The 14,177-nt window shown below is 70.0% G+C and carries 10 protein-coding genes; 2 read left to right on the forward strand and 8 right to left on the reverse strand.

The genetic code is table 11. The annotated features are described in order from the left end of the window. Positions 1-35: 35 nt before the first annotated feature. Genes rbbA through ABS772_RS03300 form a run of 3 tightly spaced genes read right to left on the reverse strand, consistent with a single transcriptional unit; the run spans position 36 to position 5,031 of the window. On the reverse strand, positions 36-2,804 hold the full coding sequence (gene rbbA / locus ABS772_RS03290; RefSeq protein ID WP_350392155.1) for a ribosome-associated ATPase/putative transporter RbbA: 2,769 nt from the start codon (positions 2,802-2,804) through the stop codon (positions 36-38). Further along, positions 2,801-3,832, reverse strand: a complete 1,032-nt coding sequence (locus tag ABS772_RS03295; RefSeq protein ID WP_350392157.1) for an HlyD family secretion protein — start codon at positions 3,830-3,832, stop codon at positions 2,801-2,803. Before ABS772_RS03295 ends, rbbA begins: the two co-directional genes overlap by 4 nt. Further along, the gene (locus ABS772_RS03300) at positions 3,829-5,031 is read right to left on the reverse strand and encodes an acetate/propionate family kinase (RefSeq protein ID WP_350392159.1); all 1,203 of its coding nucleotides are present in this window, start codon (positions 5,029-5,031) and stop codon (positions 3,829-3,831) included. Before ABS772_RS03300 ends, ABS772_RS03295 begins: the two co-directional genes overlap by 4 nt. A gap of 508 nt (positions 5,032-5,539) precedes the next feature. On the opposite strand from ABS772_RS03300, the gene ABS772_RS03305 reads away from it, so the two are divergent. Then, the gene (locus ABS772_RS03305; protein WP_350392161.1) at positions 5,540-7,927 is read left to right on the forward strand and encodes a glycoside hydrolase family 65 protein; all 2,388 of its coding nucleotides are present in this window, start codon (positions 5,540-5,542) and stop codon (positions 7,925-7,927) included. After that, complete coding sequence (locus ABS772_RS03310) at positions 7,911-8,663, forward strand: HAD family hydrolase (protein WP_350392163.1); 753 nt, start codon at positions 7,911-7,913, stop codon at positions 8,661-8,663. The genes ABS772_RS03305 and ABS772_RS03310 overlap by 17 nt, the downstream gene beginning before the upstream one ends. Before the next feature lie 166 nt (positions 8,664-8,829). On the opposite strand, the gene mltG is transcribed toward ABS772_RS03310, so the two are convergent. The 5 genes from mltG to fabD form a co-directional block, all read right to left on the reverse strand. Continuing rightward, positions 8,830-10,221, reverse strand: a complete 1,392-nt coding sequence (gene mltG, locus ABS772_RS03315) for an endolytic transglycosylase MltG (RefSeq protein ID WP_350392165.1) — start codon at positions 10,219-10,221, stop codon at positions 8,830-8,832. 208 nt (positions 10,222-10,429) lie between these two features. Beyond that, a complete protein-coding gene (gene fabF, locus ABS772_RS03320; RefSeq protein ID WP_238258777.1) occupies positions 10,430-11,692 on the reverse strand; it encodes a beta-ketoacyl-ACP synthase II in 1,263 nt (420 codons plus the stop codon). Between the two features lie 117 nt (positions 11,693-11,809). Then, positions 11,810-12,046 carry an acyl carrier protein gene (locus tag ABS772_RS03325; RefSeq protein ID WP_003599981.1) on the reverse strand — a complete coding sequence of 79 codons (237 nt, stop codon included), beginning with the start codon at positions 12,044-12,046 and terminating at the stop codon, positions 11,810-11,812. A gap of 261 nt (positions 12,047-12,307) precedes the next feature. Further along, positions 12,308-13,048 (reverse strand): 3-oxoacyl-[acyl-carrier-protein] reductase, encoded by a 741-nt coding sequence (fabG, locus tag ABS772_RS03330; protein WP_350392167.1) that lies wholly within the window; start codon positions 13,046-13,048, stop codon positions 12,308-12,310. A gap of 30 nt (positions 13,049-13,078) precedes the next feature. Further along, positions 13,079-14,011 (reverse strand): ACP S-malonyltransferase, encoded by a 933-nt coding sequence (gene fabD / locus ABS772_RS03335; RefSeq protein ID WP_350392169.1) that lies wholly within the window; start codon positions 14,009-14,011, stop codon positions 13,079-13,081. Positions 14,012-14,177: the final 166 nt, after the last annotated feature.

Raw genomic sequence — 14,177 nt, forward strand, 5'->3', positions numbered from 1 at the left:
GGGCGGTCGTGCTGGGGCGGGGCGCGCCGGCCATCTCACGCCTCCTGCTTGCGCAGGAGCCACTGCGACAGGATCAGGAACAGCAGGGCGAAGCCCGCCAGCACCGCGAGGTTGAGTGCCAGTTCGGAGAAGGGCAGGCCCTTGGTGAAGGCGCCGGCGGTGACCGGCTGGTACCAGGCCGGCGGCAGAGACAGCCCGATCAGCCGGGCGCTGCCCGAGAGCGAGGAGACCGGGACCAGCAGACCGGAAAAGTTGACCGCCGGGATGATGGACAGGAGCGCGGTGGCGAAGACCGCCGCGACCTGGGTCTTCATGAAGGTCGAGATGAACTGCCCGAAGCCGGTGGTCGCCGCGACGTAGAACAGCGTCCCGAGCGCGAGGGCGGCGAACGAGCCCTTGACCGGCACGTCGAAGACGAGCAGCGCCACGAGCACCAGCAGGCCGAAGCTGATCATGGCGATGGCGATGTAGGGAAGCTGCTTGCCGAGCAGGAACTCGAACTTGGTGACCGGCGTCGAGCGGAAGTTGGCGATCGAGCCGGTCTCCTTCTCGCGCACCACCGCGATGGCCGACATGATGGCCGGGATCAGGATAAGCAGCAGCATCATCACGCTCGGCACCATGGCGTTGACGCTGCGGAACGCCTGGTTGTAGCGGAAGCGCGTCTCGACGCTCACCCGCGTCGCGGAGGGGTCGGCGCCCAGGCGCTCGACGGCCAGTTGGTGGGCGTACTGGTTCGCCAGACCCGTGACGTAGCCCCGGCTGGTCTCGGCCCGGAACGGCATCGCGCCGTCGAGCCAGACCGCGACTTCGGGTGCGCGCCCCGATCGCAGATCGCGGCCGAAGCGGGGCGGGATCTCCAGGGCGATCTGCACGCTGCCGTTGCGGAAGCGCCGGTCGAGCTCCGCCGCCGAGCGGATGGGCGGCTGCTCGCTGAAGTAGCGCGAACTGGTGAAGGCATCGACGAGCTGGCGGCTCTCCGGGGTGTTGTCCTGGTCGAAGGCCGAGAAGCGCAGGTTCTCCACGTCGAACGAGATGCCGTAGCCAAAGGCGATCATCAGCAGGAGGGGGCCGAGGAAGGCGAAGGCGATCCGGATGGGATCGCGCAGCAGCTCCATCGTCTCGCGCCGGGCATAGGCCCAGAGGCGGCGGGGATCGAAGCGGTGACGCGGCGCTGCGGCGCGGTGAGGGGCCGCGGCGGGTGCGGCCGGCGCCTGCTCCGCGGGCGCCTTTCCCGCCGCCGTCTCTTCCGCCAACTTGGGGTCGAGGCCGGCGGCCTCGGCGAGATAGTCGATGAAGCACGTCTCCAGCGAGGCGCTGCCGCGATCCCGCACCAGCTCGGCCGGGGTGCCGACGGCGAGGACCCGGCCGGCATGCATGAGCGAGATGCGGTCGCAGCGCTCCGCCTCGTTCATGAAATGGGTCGAGAGGAAGATCGTGACGCCCTCGTCCCGCGAGAGGTCGATCAGCGTCCGCCAGAAGGCGTCGCGGGCGATCGGATCGACGCCCGAGGTCGGCTCGTCGAGGATCAGCATCGCCGGCCGGTGCAGCACGGCGACCGCGAGCTGAAGGCGCTGCTTGATCCCGAGGGGCAGGCTGTCGGGCCGCGCGTGCTTGACCGGTTCGAGCTCGTAGCGGTCGAGCAGCTCCCGGATCCGCACCGGGCGGTCGCGCGGGGGCAGGTGGTAGAGCTGGGCGTGCAGTTCGAGGTTCTGCAGCACCGTCAGCTCGCTGTAGAGCGAGAAGGCCTGCGACATGTAGCCGACGTTGCGGCGCGTCTCCATGTCGTTGTCGCCGACGGGGCGGCCGAACAGCTTGGCGCTTCCCTCCGAGACCGGAAGGAGGCCGGTGAGCATCTTCATGGTGGTCGATTTCCCGCAGCCGTTCGAGCCGAGGAAGCCGAAGATCTCGCCGCGGGCGATGCGGAAGCTGACGTCGTCGACCGCGGTGAAGCTGCCGAAGCGTCGGGTCAGGTGCTCGGCCTCGATCGCCGGCACCGCGTCGAGCCGGGGCGGCCGCGGCCGCAGCACCACGGGGCGGTGCTGCGCCTGCTTCTCCGGCGGGAGGAGCGCGATGAAGGCGGCCTCCATGTCGGGCTTGGCCGTCCGCGCCAGCAGGTCGGCGGGGCTGCCCTCCGCGATGACGCGGCCGTCGTCCATGGCGACCAGACGTTCGAAGCGCGAGGCCTCGTCCATGTAGGCGGTGGCGACGACGACACTCATGCCGGGCCGCCCGGCCCGGATCGATCCGATCAGCTCCCAGAACTGCCCGCGCGAGAGGGGGTCCACGCCCGTGGTCGGTTCGTCGAGGATCAGGAGGTCGGGGTCGTGGATGAGCGCGCAGCACAGGCTGAGCTTCTGCTTCATGCCACCGGAGAGCTTGCCCGCCGGCCGTCCCTCGAACGGGTCGAGGCCGGTGGCGGTCAGCAGGTCGGTGATGCGGCGGCGGCGCTCCGACGCCCCCTGGCCGAACAGGCGGCCGTGGAAGTCGATGTTCTCGAAGACGCTCAGCGTCGGGTAGAGGTTGCGGCCGAGCCCCTGGGGCATGTAGGCGATCCGCGCGCCCTCTCGCGTGCGGTGGCGGCGCTGCGCCATGTCGCCCCCGAGCACCGTCACGCGGCCGCGCTGGATCCGGCGCACCCCCGCGATCAGCGCCAGCAGCGTCGACTTGCCGACGCCGTCCGGGCCGATCACCCCCACCATGCGCCCGGCCGGCAGCGCCAGCGACACGTCGTCGAGCGCGACCGTCCGGCCGTAGCGATGCGAGACCTGCTCCAGCCTCGCGACGGCGGCCCCCCCGCTCATGGCAGCTTCACGGCGAGGTCGGCGGGCCAGGCGACCTTGGGATCGGTGCGGACGAAGCCCATGCCGCGCACGCCCGTCTTCACCCGCCGATGGTATTTCTTCAGGATCTTCGGATCGATCTGCAGCTTGATCCGGAAGGTCAGCTTCTCGCGCTCCTCCTCGGTCTCGACGCTTTTGGGCGTGAACTGCGCCTCGGAGGCGACGAAGCTGATCGTCGCCGGGACGACGTATTGCGGCACCGGATCGAGGACGATGCGGGCCTCGTCGTTCAGCGCCAGCGGCCCGGCCTGCGCGGCCGGCAGGTAGATCGTCATGTAGACGTCGGCGAGGTCGAGCAGCGTCAGGATGCGGGTGCCGGCGCCCACCACCTCGCCCTCGCGCGCGAGCCGGTACTGCACCCGCCCGTCGCGGGGCGCCCGCAGGACGAGATCGACCAGGACGGCCTGGAGCCGCTGGACGTCGGCCTCGGCGCTCTGCACGGCGAACGTCGCCTGCTCCTCCTGCGCCTTGGCGGCGTCGAGGCCGGCCTTCGCCGCCTCCGCCTTGGCCTTGCGCTGATCGAAGATCTGCCGGGTCATGAAGCCCTTGCCGACGAGCTCCTTGCCGCGCGCGAAGTCGGCGTCGGCGAAGGTGAGGTCGCTGTTGCGCTGGGCGATAAGGGCCACGGCCTCCGCGAGGCTCTTCTTGGCCCGCAGCACCTGGGCCTGGGCGCCGCGCAGCTGCGCCTCGGTCTCGGGCGAGGCGATCGTGGCGACGACCTGACCCGCGCTCACCTCGTCGCCTTCCCTGACAAGCAATTGCGCGATCCGGCCCGCATATTTCGCCGCGACATCGACCTGCGTCGCCTCGATGCGGCCGTTCGACTTGGCGATGCCGTCGGGCATCCGCTGGCCGCGCAGCCGGTCGATCAGCTGCTTCAGGCGCGACTGCGCCAGGGACGGCGGCGGCACGGCGACGGCGAGACCGGTGGCGAGCAGGATCGCGAGCAGGGCGCCGCGCGATGTCGGGCCGGACGTCGTCCGCTTCATGCGGCGGCTCCCGGCGCCGTTCTCCCCAATAGACGCATCGTGTGTCTCGCGATCATCCGCTCTTCGTCGGTCGGGACGATCCAGATCTGCGCCCGGCTCCCCTCCGCATCGAGTCTTGCGGCGCCGGAGCGGTTGGCGTCATTGCTCAGGATCAAACCCGCCCAGCCCAATTCCGCGATGATGCGGCGGCGGATCTCGGGCGCGTTCTCGCCGATCCCGGCAGTGAAGACGAAGGCGTCGAGGCCGCCGAGCGTCACGGCCAAAGCGGCCGTGGCCTGGGCCACCCGCCGGCAGAAGTAGGCGACGGCCATGGCGGCTTCCGGCCGGTCGCTCGCCAGCAGAGTCCGCACGTCGTTGCTGAGGCCCGACAGGCCGAGCAATCCGCTCTCGCGATAGAGCATGTGGCCGATTTCGGCCGGCGTCATGCCCTTGTGCTCGATCAGGTGCAGCACGACGCCGGGATCGAGGGCGCCGCAGCGCGTGCCCATCGGCAGGCCGTCGAGCGCCGTGAAGCTCATGGTGGTTTCCTGGCTCCGCCCCGCCTTCAGGGCGCAGAGCGAGGCGCCGGAGCCGAGATGGGCCACCACCACCCGCCCGTCCGCCGTCCCGGGCGCCAGATCCCGCAGGCGCCCGGCGACGTATTCGAAGGACAGGCCGTGGAAGCCGTAGCGCCGCACGCCCTCGCCGTGGAGGAAGCGGGGCAGGGCGAAGCGGTCGGCCAGTTCCGGATGGCCGCGGTGGAAGGCGGTGTCGAAACAGGCGACCTGCGGCAGGTCGGGCCGTCGCTGCCGCAGCACCCGGATCGGATCGAGGTTGCCGAGCTGGTGCAGGGGCGCCAGCGGAATGAAGGTTTCGAGCCTCCGCAGCACCGCATCGTCGACGAGCACCGGCTCCGCGAAATCGGGCCCGCCATGGACGACCCGGTGACCGACCGCAATGATCGATTCCGCGCTGCCGTGACGGCTGAACCAGTCGGCGAGCTGGTGCTGCGCGGCCGAGGCGTCGGCGATCTCGCCGGGCTCGAAGCGGCGCTCCTCCAGGACCGCACCGTTCCCGTCCGTCACGCTCAGCAGGGGCGCGCTGCCGATGCCGCTCATCCCCCCGCTCAGGAGGGGTACGAGATCCGCGTCGTCGATGGCGTACAGCTTGACCTTGATGGACGAGCTGCCCGCATTCACGACCAGGATGCCGTCGCTCATCTCAGCCCCGCGCCGGAGCCGCCTCGCGAGACGGCCGATCCCCGGCCGGCCCCGTCGTCACTGCCATGCCGGCGATGCGTCCGGATCCCTCTGACGGTGCGAGGCGAAACCCCATCGGATCTGCTCCTTCCATCCTTCGCAGGCTCGGCCAGCCGTGACGGTGTGGGCCGAAGCCTCCCGAAGATTCCAATAGTTTCGATGATGAAACAAATGAGATGCTTTCGGCAGAGGCGTCCCTGAGGGTGTATGAGAGACAAATATGACGATTATCTCATAACAAATGCTATAAGATAGACGAATTTGATTCAAGCAATCAGAATGTTCGATCGTCAACACGTGTTGACACCGTCTGGTTGCGTCGATTGTATGGATCATCGATCGAAAGCATCCCCGATCATCCCCGGTGCCGGTATCGGCTCTGCTCAGGTTGCATCTTCGCAGGCGCGCCGGCTCCGCCCCTCGATCGTGGTGGGCTGCCCGGTCCCGGGATGGAGCGAGTGGACGACCGATGCTGCGCCCGCGCCTGAATCCGCCCACCGACATCTTCCCTCCGAACCCGTGGGCCATCGAGGCCGTCCGCTACGACGGCGCGCTGGCGCGGGACTTCACCGGGCAGGCGGAGACGATGTTCGCCCTCTCGAACGGCTATCTCGGCATGCGCGGGATCACCGACGAGGGCGTGCCGGTCCGGGAGGCGGGCACCTATCTCAATGGCTTCTACGAGCACCGCCCGATCTCGTACGGCGAGCGCGCCTACGGCTTTCCCACGGTTGGCCAGAGTATCCTGAACTGCCCCGACGGGACGGTCATGTCCCTCTCCGTCGATGACGAACCCTTCACCCTCCCGGAAGCCGAGATCCTATCCTATCGGCGCGCCCTCGATTTCCGGACCGGAACCCTGGAGCGGGACGTCACCTGGGCGACGCCGGCGGGCAAGCGCCTGCGCCTGCGGACGCTTCGCCTCGTCTCGCTCGCCCACCGCCACCTCGCCGCGCTCGCCTACGAACTGACGGCGGAGGAGGCCGAGGCGGAGGTGGTGATCGCCTCCGCGCTGCGGAACGACCAGCCGCTCGCCGCCGACACCAGCGACCCGCGCCTGGCGGAAGGGTTCGTCGGCCGCGTCCTGCATCCCACGGGGACCCGAGCGGAGGCGCTGCGCGCGATCCTCAGCTATCGCACCGCGAGTTCAGGTTTGGTGCTCGGCTGCGGCATGGACCACGTCGTCGCGGCCGATGGCCCGTTCGCGGTCCAGGCGAGCGTCGGCGACGACCTCGCCCGCGTCGTCTTCCGCGCCACCCTCGCGCCGGGGCGGGGGATCCGCATCCACAAATACCTGAGCTATCACTATTCCGCCGGCGCGGCGCCCGAGGCGATCCGGTCGCAGGTGGGATGGACGCTCGACCGCGCGGTCGAGAGCGGATTCGCGTCGATCCGCGCCCGCCAGCACGCCGACGTCGCCCGCTTCTGGGAGCGCGCCGACGTCGCGGTGGAGGCCGAGAACCCGCGGATCCAGCAGGCGGTCCGCTGGAACCTGTTCCAGTTGATGCAGGCCTCGGAGCGGGCGGAGGGCCACGGCATCGCCGCCCGCGGGCTGACCGGCCGGACCTACGAGGGCCACTATTTCTGGGACACCGAGATCTACGTCCTGCCGTTCCTGATCTACACCAACCCGCCGATGGCGCGCAGCCTCCTCAAGGTGCGCTACGACATGCTCGACAGCGCCCGCGACCGGGCACGCGAACTCGGCCATCGCGGCGCGATGTTTCCCTGGCGCACGATCAACGGGCGGGAAGCCTCGGCCTACTACGCCGCGGGGACGGCGCAGTACCACATCAACGCCGACATCGCCTTCGCCCTGCGCCAGTACGTCGAGGTCAGCGGCGACGCGGATTTCCTGTGCCGCTACGGCGCCGAGATCCTGGTCGAGACCGCGCGCCTCTGGTGCGATCTCGGCTTCTTCTCGGAACGCATGGGCGGCCGCTTCTGCATCCACGGCGTGACCGGGCCGGACGAATACACGGCCATCGTCAACAACAACTGCTACACGAACCTGATGGCGCGGGAGAACCTGCGTTACGCCGCCGAGACCGTGCGGAGGCTGGAGCGCAACGACCCCGACAGCTTCGCGACGCTCGTGCGCCGCACCGGCCTCGAGCCGGACGAGGCCGAAGCCTGGGATCAGGCGGCCGGGCGGATGTACCTGCCCTACGACGAGCGGCTGAAGGTGCATCCCCAGGACGACGCCTTCCTCGATCTGGAGCGGTGGGATTTCGCCGGCACGCCGGAGGATCGCTACCCGCTCCTGCTGCACTACCACCCGCTGAACCTCTACCGTTCGCAGGTGATCAAGCAGGCCGACATGGTGCTCGCGATGTTCCTACTGAGCGAGCAGTTCACGCCCGAGGCCAAGCGGCGGAACTTCGCGTATTACGACCCGCTGACGACCCACGACTCGTCCCTGTCCGTCTGCATCCAGAGCATCGTCGCCAACGAGATCGGACTGCGCGAGAAGGCGATCCACTACTTCAACTTCGCCCTGGCGATGGACCTGTCCGATATCGGCGGGAACATGATGCACGGCGCGCACATCGCCGCCATCGGCGGCACGTGGCTCGCGCTGGTCTACGGCTTCGCGGGGATGCGCGACACGCGCGGGCGGATCAGCTTCCAACCCTGCCTGCCTGATGCCTGGAAGCGGCTGAGCTTCACCCTCCGGATCCGCGGCCGGACGATCCGGGTCGAACTCGACCACGCCGCCGCGACCTACAGGCTGGAGGCGGGCGAGGAACTGACCCTGTGGCATGCCGGGGAGCGCGTCCGCCTGACGCCGGCCGAGCCGACGGTGACGCGGGCGATCCGCCCGACCGATGGGGACGCCCATGCCTGCGAGCCCTGACGCCGTGTCGGGGGCCTTGCGCGCGGTGATCTTCGACGTCGACGGCGTGCTGGTCGATTCGCCCCACGAGCAGGCGTGGCGCGATGCGCTCGCCGACTTCGCCGATCCGACCGGCTTCACCACGGCCTTCTATCAGGCTCATGTCGCGGGCAAGCCGCGGCTGGAGGGGGCGCGGGCGACGCTGGAGCGTCTCGGCGCCGCCGGGGCGGCGACCGATGCCGCCGCCTTCGGGCGGAAGAAGCAGGCGGTGATCGACCGGCTCATCGCCGAGGACCGTTTCACGGCCTTTCCCGACGCGATCCGTCTCGCGGTGGCGCTGCGGGAGACGGCTCTGCGCACGGTGCTCGCCTCATCCTCGAAGAACGCCGACGCGATGCTGGCCCGCGTGATCCTGCCCGACGGACGAACTCTGCTGTCGCTGTTCGACGCCGACGTGAGCGGGCGCGACGTGCCGCGCGGCAAGCCCGATCCGGCCCTGTTCCGACTCGCCGCCGGGGCGGTGGAGGTCCCTCCGGCCGCGTGCCTCGTCGTCGAGGACGCGCCGGCCGGGATCAGGGCGGCGAAGGCCGGCGGAATGGCGGGGCTCGGCATCGCCCGGCTCGGCGACGCGGCCCTGCTGCGGGCGGCGGGCGCCGACCTCGTGCTCACCTCGCTCGATGACCTCGATGTGAGCGCCTTGTCGGACGGAGTGTTGCAACGACGGTCCGGGCCTGACCCGCATACCTCATCCGTTTGACCGCTTCGGTTCCGCCTCCGTCCTTGCGAGGCGAAGCCGAAGAAATCCAGGGCGCGACCTTTCCGGAGGGCTCGCGCCCTGGATCGCTTCGCCGCCGCTCGCGATGACGGGATTGGGAAAAGCTCGGGGGAGTCGAAGGCAACGAGCCGGTCCGCGACCGGCCCCGTTACGGGTTGCGCAGGGCCGGGACCGTCTTCGGCGAGCCGAGATCGTAGGTCTTGTTGCGCAGGGGGTCGAGCTTGGTTCCCTCCGAGGCGTCGAACGCCTTCGGTCGCTGCCCACCCGCGCCGTCGGTGGTCGCGCCGTCGAGCGCGAAGGTCGCGTTCGAGCCCGGCGCGTAGGCCGAGGCGCGGCCGGGCTGGCCCGCATTCGGCTCGGCGGTGTTCGGATCGACCTTGTCGACCGCGCCCGGATCGGCTTGCTGCGACTGCTGCCGGGAGCGTTCCACCTGCCGCCAGCGGGTCACGTTGCGCTGATGGCCCTCCAGCGAGTCGGCGAAGGCGTGGCCGCCGGTGCCGTCGGCGACGAAATAGAGATCCTTGGTGCGCGACGGGTTGGCGACCGCCTCCAGCGCCGCCCTGCCCGGATTGGCGATGGGACCGGGCGGAAGGCCCTCGATCACGTAGGTGTTGTAGGGGGTCGGGCGCTCGATCTCGGAGCGCAGGATGCCGCGCCCGAGGGTGCCGCGCCCGCCGACGAGGCCGTAGACGATGGTGGGATCGGATTGCAGCTTCATCCGCTTCTGCAGGCGGTTGACGAACACGCCCGCCACCCGCGGCCGCTCGTCGGCCCGGCCGGTCTCCTTCTCGACGATGGAGGCCAGCGTCACCATCTCGGCCGGCGTCTTGACGGGCACGTCGGCGCTGCGGCGCTGCCAGATCTGGTTCAGCACCTCGCGCTGCTTGGCGCGCATCAGGTTGAGGATCTGCTGGCGGGTGGCGCCGCGCTCGAACTTGTAGGTGTCGGGCAGGAGCGAGCCCTCGGGCGGCGTCTCGGCCACCTCGCCGGACAGGATGTCGTTGTCGTTGAGCCGGGCGACGATCTGCTCGGAGGTCAGGCCCTCGGGGAAGGTGATGGCGTGCTGGACCTGACGCCCGTTGGTCAGGGTCTCGATCGTGTCCTTCACGCTGGCATGGGCCTTGAACATGTACTCGCCATGCTTCAGCGGCCCCTTGCCGTTGAACCGGGCGGCCATCTCGAACAGGCTCGGATGCTCGATCACGCCCTCGCGGGCGAGGATGCTGGCGATCTCCGAGGTGCCGCTGCGGCTGGGGATCACCACGACCTTGTCGGCGGGGAGCGGTCCCGGCTCCGAGGTCTGACGGTTGAGCAGGGTGAGCCCGACGAGGGCGCCGAGCGCGAGGACGACGGCGAGGGTGAGAAACCCGCTGATGGTGGCGAGCAGGCCGCCGCGGCGGCGCTCGGGCTTCTCGGGTGGGGGAGGGGCGACGGTGGGCTTGATCGCCTCGCTCGGACTGCGCGGCGAGGGCCGGTTCGGCAGCGACGGCTCCTCGGAAGCGGGCGGCGGAGACGGCGGATCTTGTCGTCTGCGAAACATCCGGAATCCTGCTGTGGCCCTTCGCGGCGCCCCGCTCAGGGTGCCGTCCCCCGGTCGCTCGGCCGTTGCCGAGCGTTCGACGGGCGTCTCTCACAAAATCTCCGCCCGGCTGCGGACCGGGCGTTTTGCGAGGCAGTGTAAGCCGTTTTGTGGCGAAATGGCGTTGCCTGCGGCTAGGCGGCCACACACCGTCGGGCGAGGGCCGCCCTCAGGCGACCCGGCGCATCAGCAGCGAAGCGTTGGTGCCGCCGAAGCCGAAGGAGTTCGAGAGAACCGTGTCGACGCGCTTGCGCTTGGCCTCGTGCGGAACGAGGTCGATCGCGGTCTCGACCGACGGGTTGTCGAGGTTGAGCGTCGGCGGCATCACCCCGTCGCGGATCGCGAGGACGGAGAAGATCGCCTCCACCGCGCCGGCGGCGCCGAGCAAGTGGCCGATGGCCGACTTGGTCGAGGACATCGACGCCTTGGAGGCGGCGTCGCCGAGCAACCGCTCCACCGCCTTGAGTTCCAGCTCGTCGCCGAGCGGGGTCGAGGTGCCGTGGGCGTTGATGTAGTCGATCTCGGACGGATCGATCCCGGCCCGCTTCACCGCGGCCTTCATGCAGCGGTAGCCGCCGTCGCCGTCGGGCGCGGGCGAGGTGATGTGGTAGGCATCGCCCGACAGGCCGTAGCCGATCACCTCGGCGTAGATCTTGGCGCCGCGCGCCTTGGCGTGCTCGTACGCCTCCAGCACGACGATGCCGGCGCCCTCGCCCATGACGAAGCCGTCGCGGTCGCGGTCGTAGGGGCGCGACGCCTTGGCCGGCTGGTCGTTGAAGCCGGTGGAGAGCGCGCGGCAGGCGGCGAAGCCCGCGAGCGACAGCCGGTTGACCGGTGCCTCGGTGCCGCCGGCCACCATCACGTCGGCATCGCCCAGCGCGATCAGCCGCGAGGCGTCGCCGATGGCGTGCGCGCCGGTGGAGCAGGCGGTGACGACCGCGTGATTCGGGCCCTTCAGCCCGTGCTGGATCGAGACCTGGCCCGAGGCGAGGTTGATGATGCGGCCGGGGATGAAGAAGGGCGAGATGCGACGCGGCCCCTTCTCGTGGAGGGTCACCGACGCGTCGTAGATCGTGCCGATGCCGCCGATCCCGGAGCCGATCAGGACGCCGGTGGCCTCCTGGTCGGCGTCGGATTTCGGGTGCCAGTCGGCATCGTCGAGCGCCTGGCCGGCGGCGGCCATGGCGTAGACGATGAAGGGATCGACCTTGCGCTGCTCCTTCACCTCCATCCACTGATCGGGATTGAAGGTGCCGTTGGAGCCGTCACCGAAGGGCAACGTGCAGGCGATCCGGCAGGCGAGATCGTCGGTCTGGAAGGCCGTGACCGCGGAAGCTCCGCTGTCACCGGCGACGAGGCGGCTCCAGGTGTGCTCGACGTTGCCACCCAGCGGCGACACCATCCCCAGACCCGTGATCACCACCCGACGCATTGCCTGATCCCAACGATCCGCTGTCCTTGGAAGGACTCATCCGCCCCGAAGGACTCTTGGTTCAAAAACTGGTGGCGCGCGGGGTCTCGTCGACCCCGCCCGCGCGAGGACACCGCCTTAGGCGGAGTTCTTCTCCAGGAACTTGATCGCGTCGCCGACCGTCTGGATGGTCTCGGCCGCGTCGTCCGGGATCTCGACGTTGAACTCCTCCTCGAACGCCATCACCAGCTCGACGGTGTCGAGGCTGTCGGCGCCGAGATCGTCGATGAAGTTGGAGGCTTCGGTGACCTTCTCAGGCTCGACGCCCAGGTGTTCGACGACGATCTTCTTCACGCGCTCGGCGATATCGCTCATCGTTGTTGGTCCTCGTCTTCTCGATCGTGATGGTGTGTGCTTCTGACGAAAGCGCCGTGGCCGCCTTCCCGCTTCGGGGCTTCTTCTGGACGGCCGGTGTTCGATCGCGCGTGGTTTGGAAAAGCCGCAACCCGCTGAACCGTCAACTCCCCTGCACGGCTGAGCCGGGTGTTAACACAGGGTTTCCGCTCTGGCGAGGGGCGGTTCAGAAAGCGTTCATCGCCGTGGTTTTCGGGTCGAAACACGCCTTTGTGGACATTCTCAATACATCGCCATGCCGCCATTGACGTGCAGCGTCTGCCCCGTCACGTAACCCGCTTCTTCCGAGGCCAGATAGACGGCCGCCGCGCCGATCTCGGCGCCGGTGCCGAGCCGGCCCGCGGGCACGCGGGTGAGGATCGTCTCGCGCTGCTTCTCGTTCAGCGCGTCGGTCATCGCCGAGGCGATGAAGCCGGGCGCGATGCAGTTCACGGTGATCCCGCGGGTGGCGACCTCCGCCGCCAGCGCCTTGGTCATGCCGACGAGCCCGGCCTTGGCTGCCGCGTAGTTGCCCTGTCCCGGATTGCCGGTGGCGCCGACCACCGAGCCGATGCCGATGATGCGGCCATAGCGGCGCTTCATCATGCCCCGCAGGGCGGCCCGCGACAGGCGGAAGGCGGCGGTGAGGTTGACGTTGAGAACCGCCTCCCACTCCTCGTCCTTCATCCGCATGAAGAGGTTGTCGCGGGTGATGCCGGCATTGTTGATCAGGATGTCGAGTCCGCCGAGCGCCGATTCGGCCGCCGGCAGCAGCGCCTCCACCGCGTCCTTGTCGGCGAGGTTGGCCTCGACCACCGCGACGCGCTCGCCCCCGAGTTCGGCCGCCAACTCGTCGAGTACCGCGCGGCGGGTGCCGGACAGCGCCACGTGCGCCCCCTGCGCGTACAGCGCCCGGGCGATCGCTCCGCCGAGCCCGCCGGTCGCGCCGGTGACGAGGGCCTTGCGGCCGGTGAGGTCGAACATGGTGTCGGCTCTTCTGATCGTCGTGGAAATTCAGGCGTAGGCGGCGACGTCGTCGGGTGTACCGACCGCGCTCGCGGACGCATTGGGGGCGATCCGCTTGACGAGGCCGGTCAGCACCTTGCCGGCGCCGAGTTCGTGGAAGCGGTCGATGCCGGCCTCCGCCATGGCGGCGACGCTCTCGGCCCAGCGCACGGTGCCGGTGACCTGAGTCACCAGCGCGTCGCGGATGGCGTCCGGATCGGTGAGCGGGCCGGCGGTGACGTTGGCGTAGACCGGCACGACGGGCGGCTTCATCGCCACCTCGGCGAGTGCCCGGCGCATCGCCTCGGCGGCCGGCGCCATCAGGGCACAGTGGAAGGGCGCGGAGACGTTGAGGAGCACGGCGCGGCGTACGCCGCGCCCTTGCGCGAGCGCCATCGCCCGCTCGACCGCCTCCCGGTGGCCGGAGAGGACGACCTGACCCGCGCCGTTGTCGTTGGCGACGTCGCAGACCATGCCCTGCGCCGCCTCCTCCGCGATGTCGCGCGCGGTCGCGAGATCGGGCCCGAGCAGGGCGGCCATGGCGCCGACGCCCGGGGCGACCGCCCGCTGCATCGCCTCGCCGCGGATGCGCAGCAGGCGGGCGGCGTCGGAGATCGAGACGGTGCCGGCGGCGGCCAGCGCCGAGTACTCGCCGAGCGAGTGGCCGGCGACGAAGGCGGCGTCGCGGGCGAGATCGAGGCCGCGCTCGGCCTCCAGCGCGCGCAGCACCGCGAGACTCGCCGCCATCAGCGCCGGCTGCGCGTTGGCGGTCAGCGTCAGCTCCTCGGACGGGCCCTCGAACATCAGCCGGGAGAGGTTCTGGCCGAGGGCCGCGTCGACCTCCTCGAACACCTGCCGGGCGGCCGGGGACGCTTCGCTCAGCGCCTTGCCCATGCCGACCGCTTGGCTGCCCTGTCCCGGAAAGATGAAGGCTCGCGTCATGTCGTCCCGTCGCCTCGGCACCGGAGCGGCGGCCCCGGCGGATCGGGTCGCGCCCGAGATCACGCCGCAGGCGGGCAGCCGGGAGATGGACTGCCGCTGACCGGGATCGTCGAGAGACCCTGTTGACAGTGCCTCACGAAACGCCCGGTCACGGACCGCGCCCGCG

The organism is Methylorubrum podarium, assembly GCF_040270385.1.
GTDB classification, from domain to species: domain Bacteria; phylum Pseudomonadota; class Alphaproteobacteria; order Rhizobiales; family Beijerinckiaceae; genus Methylobacterium; species Methylobacterium podarium.

Bases quoted from the DNA above. Each gene is read 5' to 3' on its own strand.
- fabD (WP_350392169.1), bottom strand. From the start codon at position 14,011: ATGACGCGAGCCTTCATCTTTCCGGGACAGGGCAGCCAAGCGGTCGGC.
- fabG (WP_350392167.1), bottom strand. From the start codon at position 13,048: ATGTTCGACCTCACCGGCCGCAAGGCCCTCGTCACCGGCGCGACCGGC.
- ABS772_RS03295 (WP_350392157.1), bottom strand. From the start codon at position 3,832: ATGAAGCGGACGACGTCCGGCCCGACATCGCGCGGCGCCCTGCTCGCG.
- mltG (WP_350392165.1), bottom strand. From the start codon at position 10,221: ATGTTTCGCAGACGACAAGATCCGCCGTCTCCGCCGCCCGCTTCCGAG.
- fabF (WP_238258777.1), bottom strand. From the start codon at position 11,692: ATGCGTCGGGTGGTGATCACGGGTCTGGGGATGGTGTCGCCGCTGGGT.
- ABS772_RS03325 (WP_003599981.1), bottom strand. From the start codon at position 12,046: ATGAGCGATATCGCCGAGCGCGTGAAGAAGATCGTCGTCGAACACCTG.
- ABS772_RS03300 (WP_350392159.1), bottom strand. From the start codon at position 5,031: ATGAGCGACGGCATCCTGGTCGTGAATGCGGGCAGCTCGTCCATCAAG.
- ABS772_RS03310 (WP_350392163.1), top strand. From the start codon at position 7,911: ATGCCTGCGAGCCCTGACGCCGTGTCGGGGGCCTTGCGCGCGGTGATC.
- rbbA (WP_350392155.1), bottom strand. From the start codon at position 2,804: ATGAGCGGGGGGGCCGCCGTCGCGAGGCTGGAGCAGGTCTCGCATCGC.
- ABS772_RS03305 (WP_350392161.1), top strand. From the start codon at position 5,540: ATGCTGCGCCCGCGCCTGAATCCGCCCACCGACATCTTCCCTCCGAAC.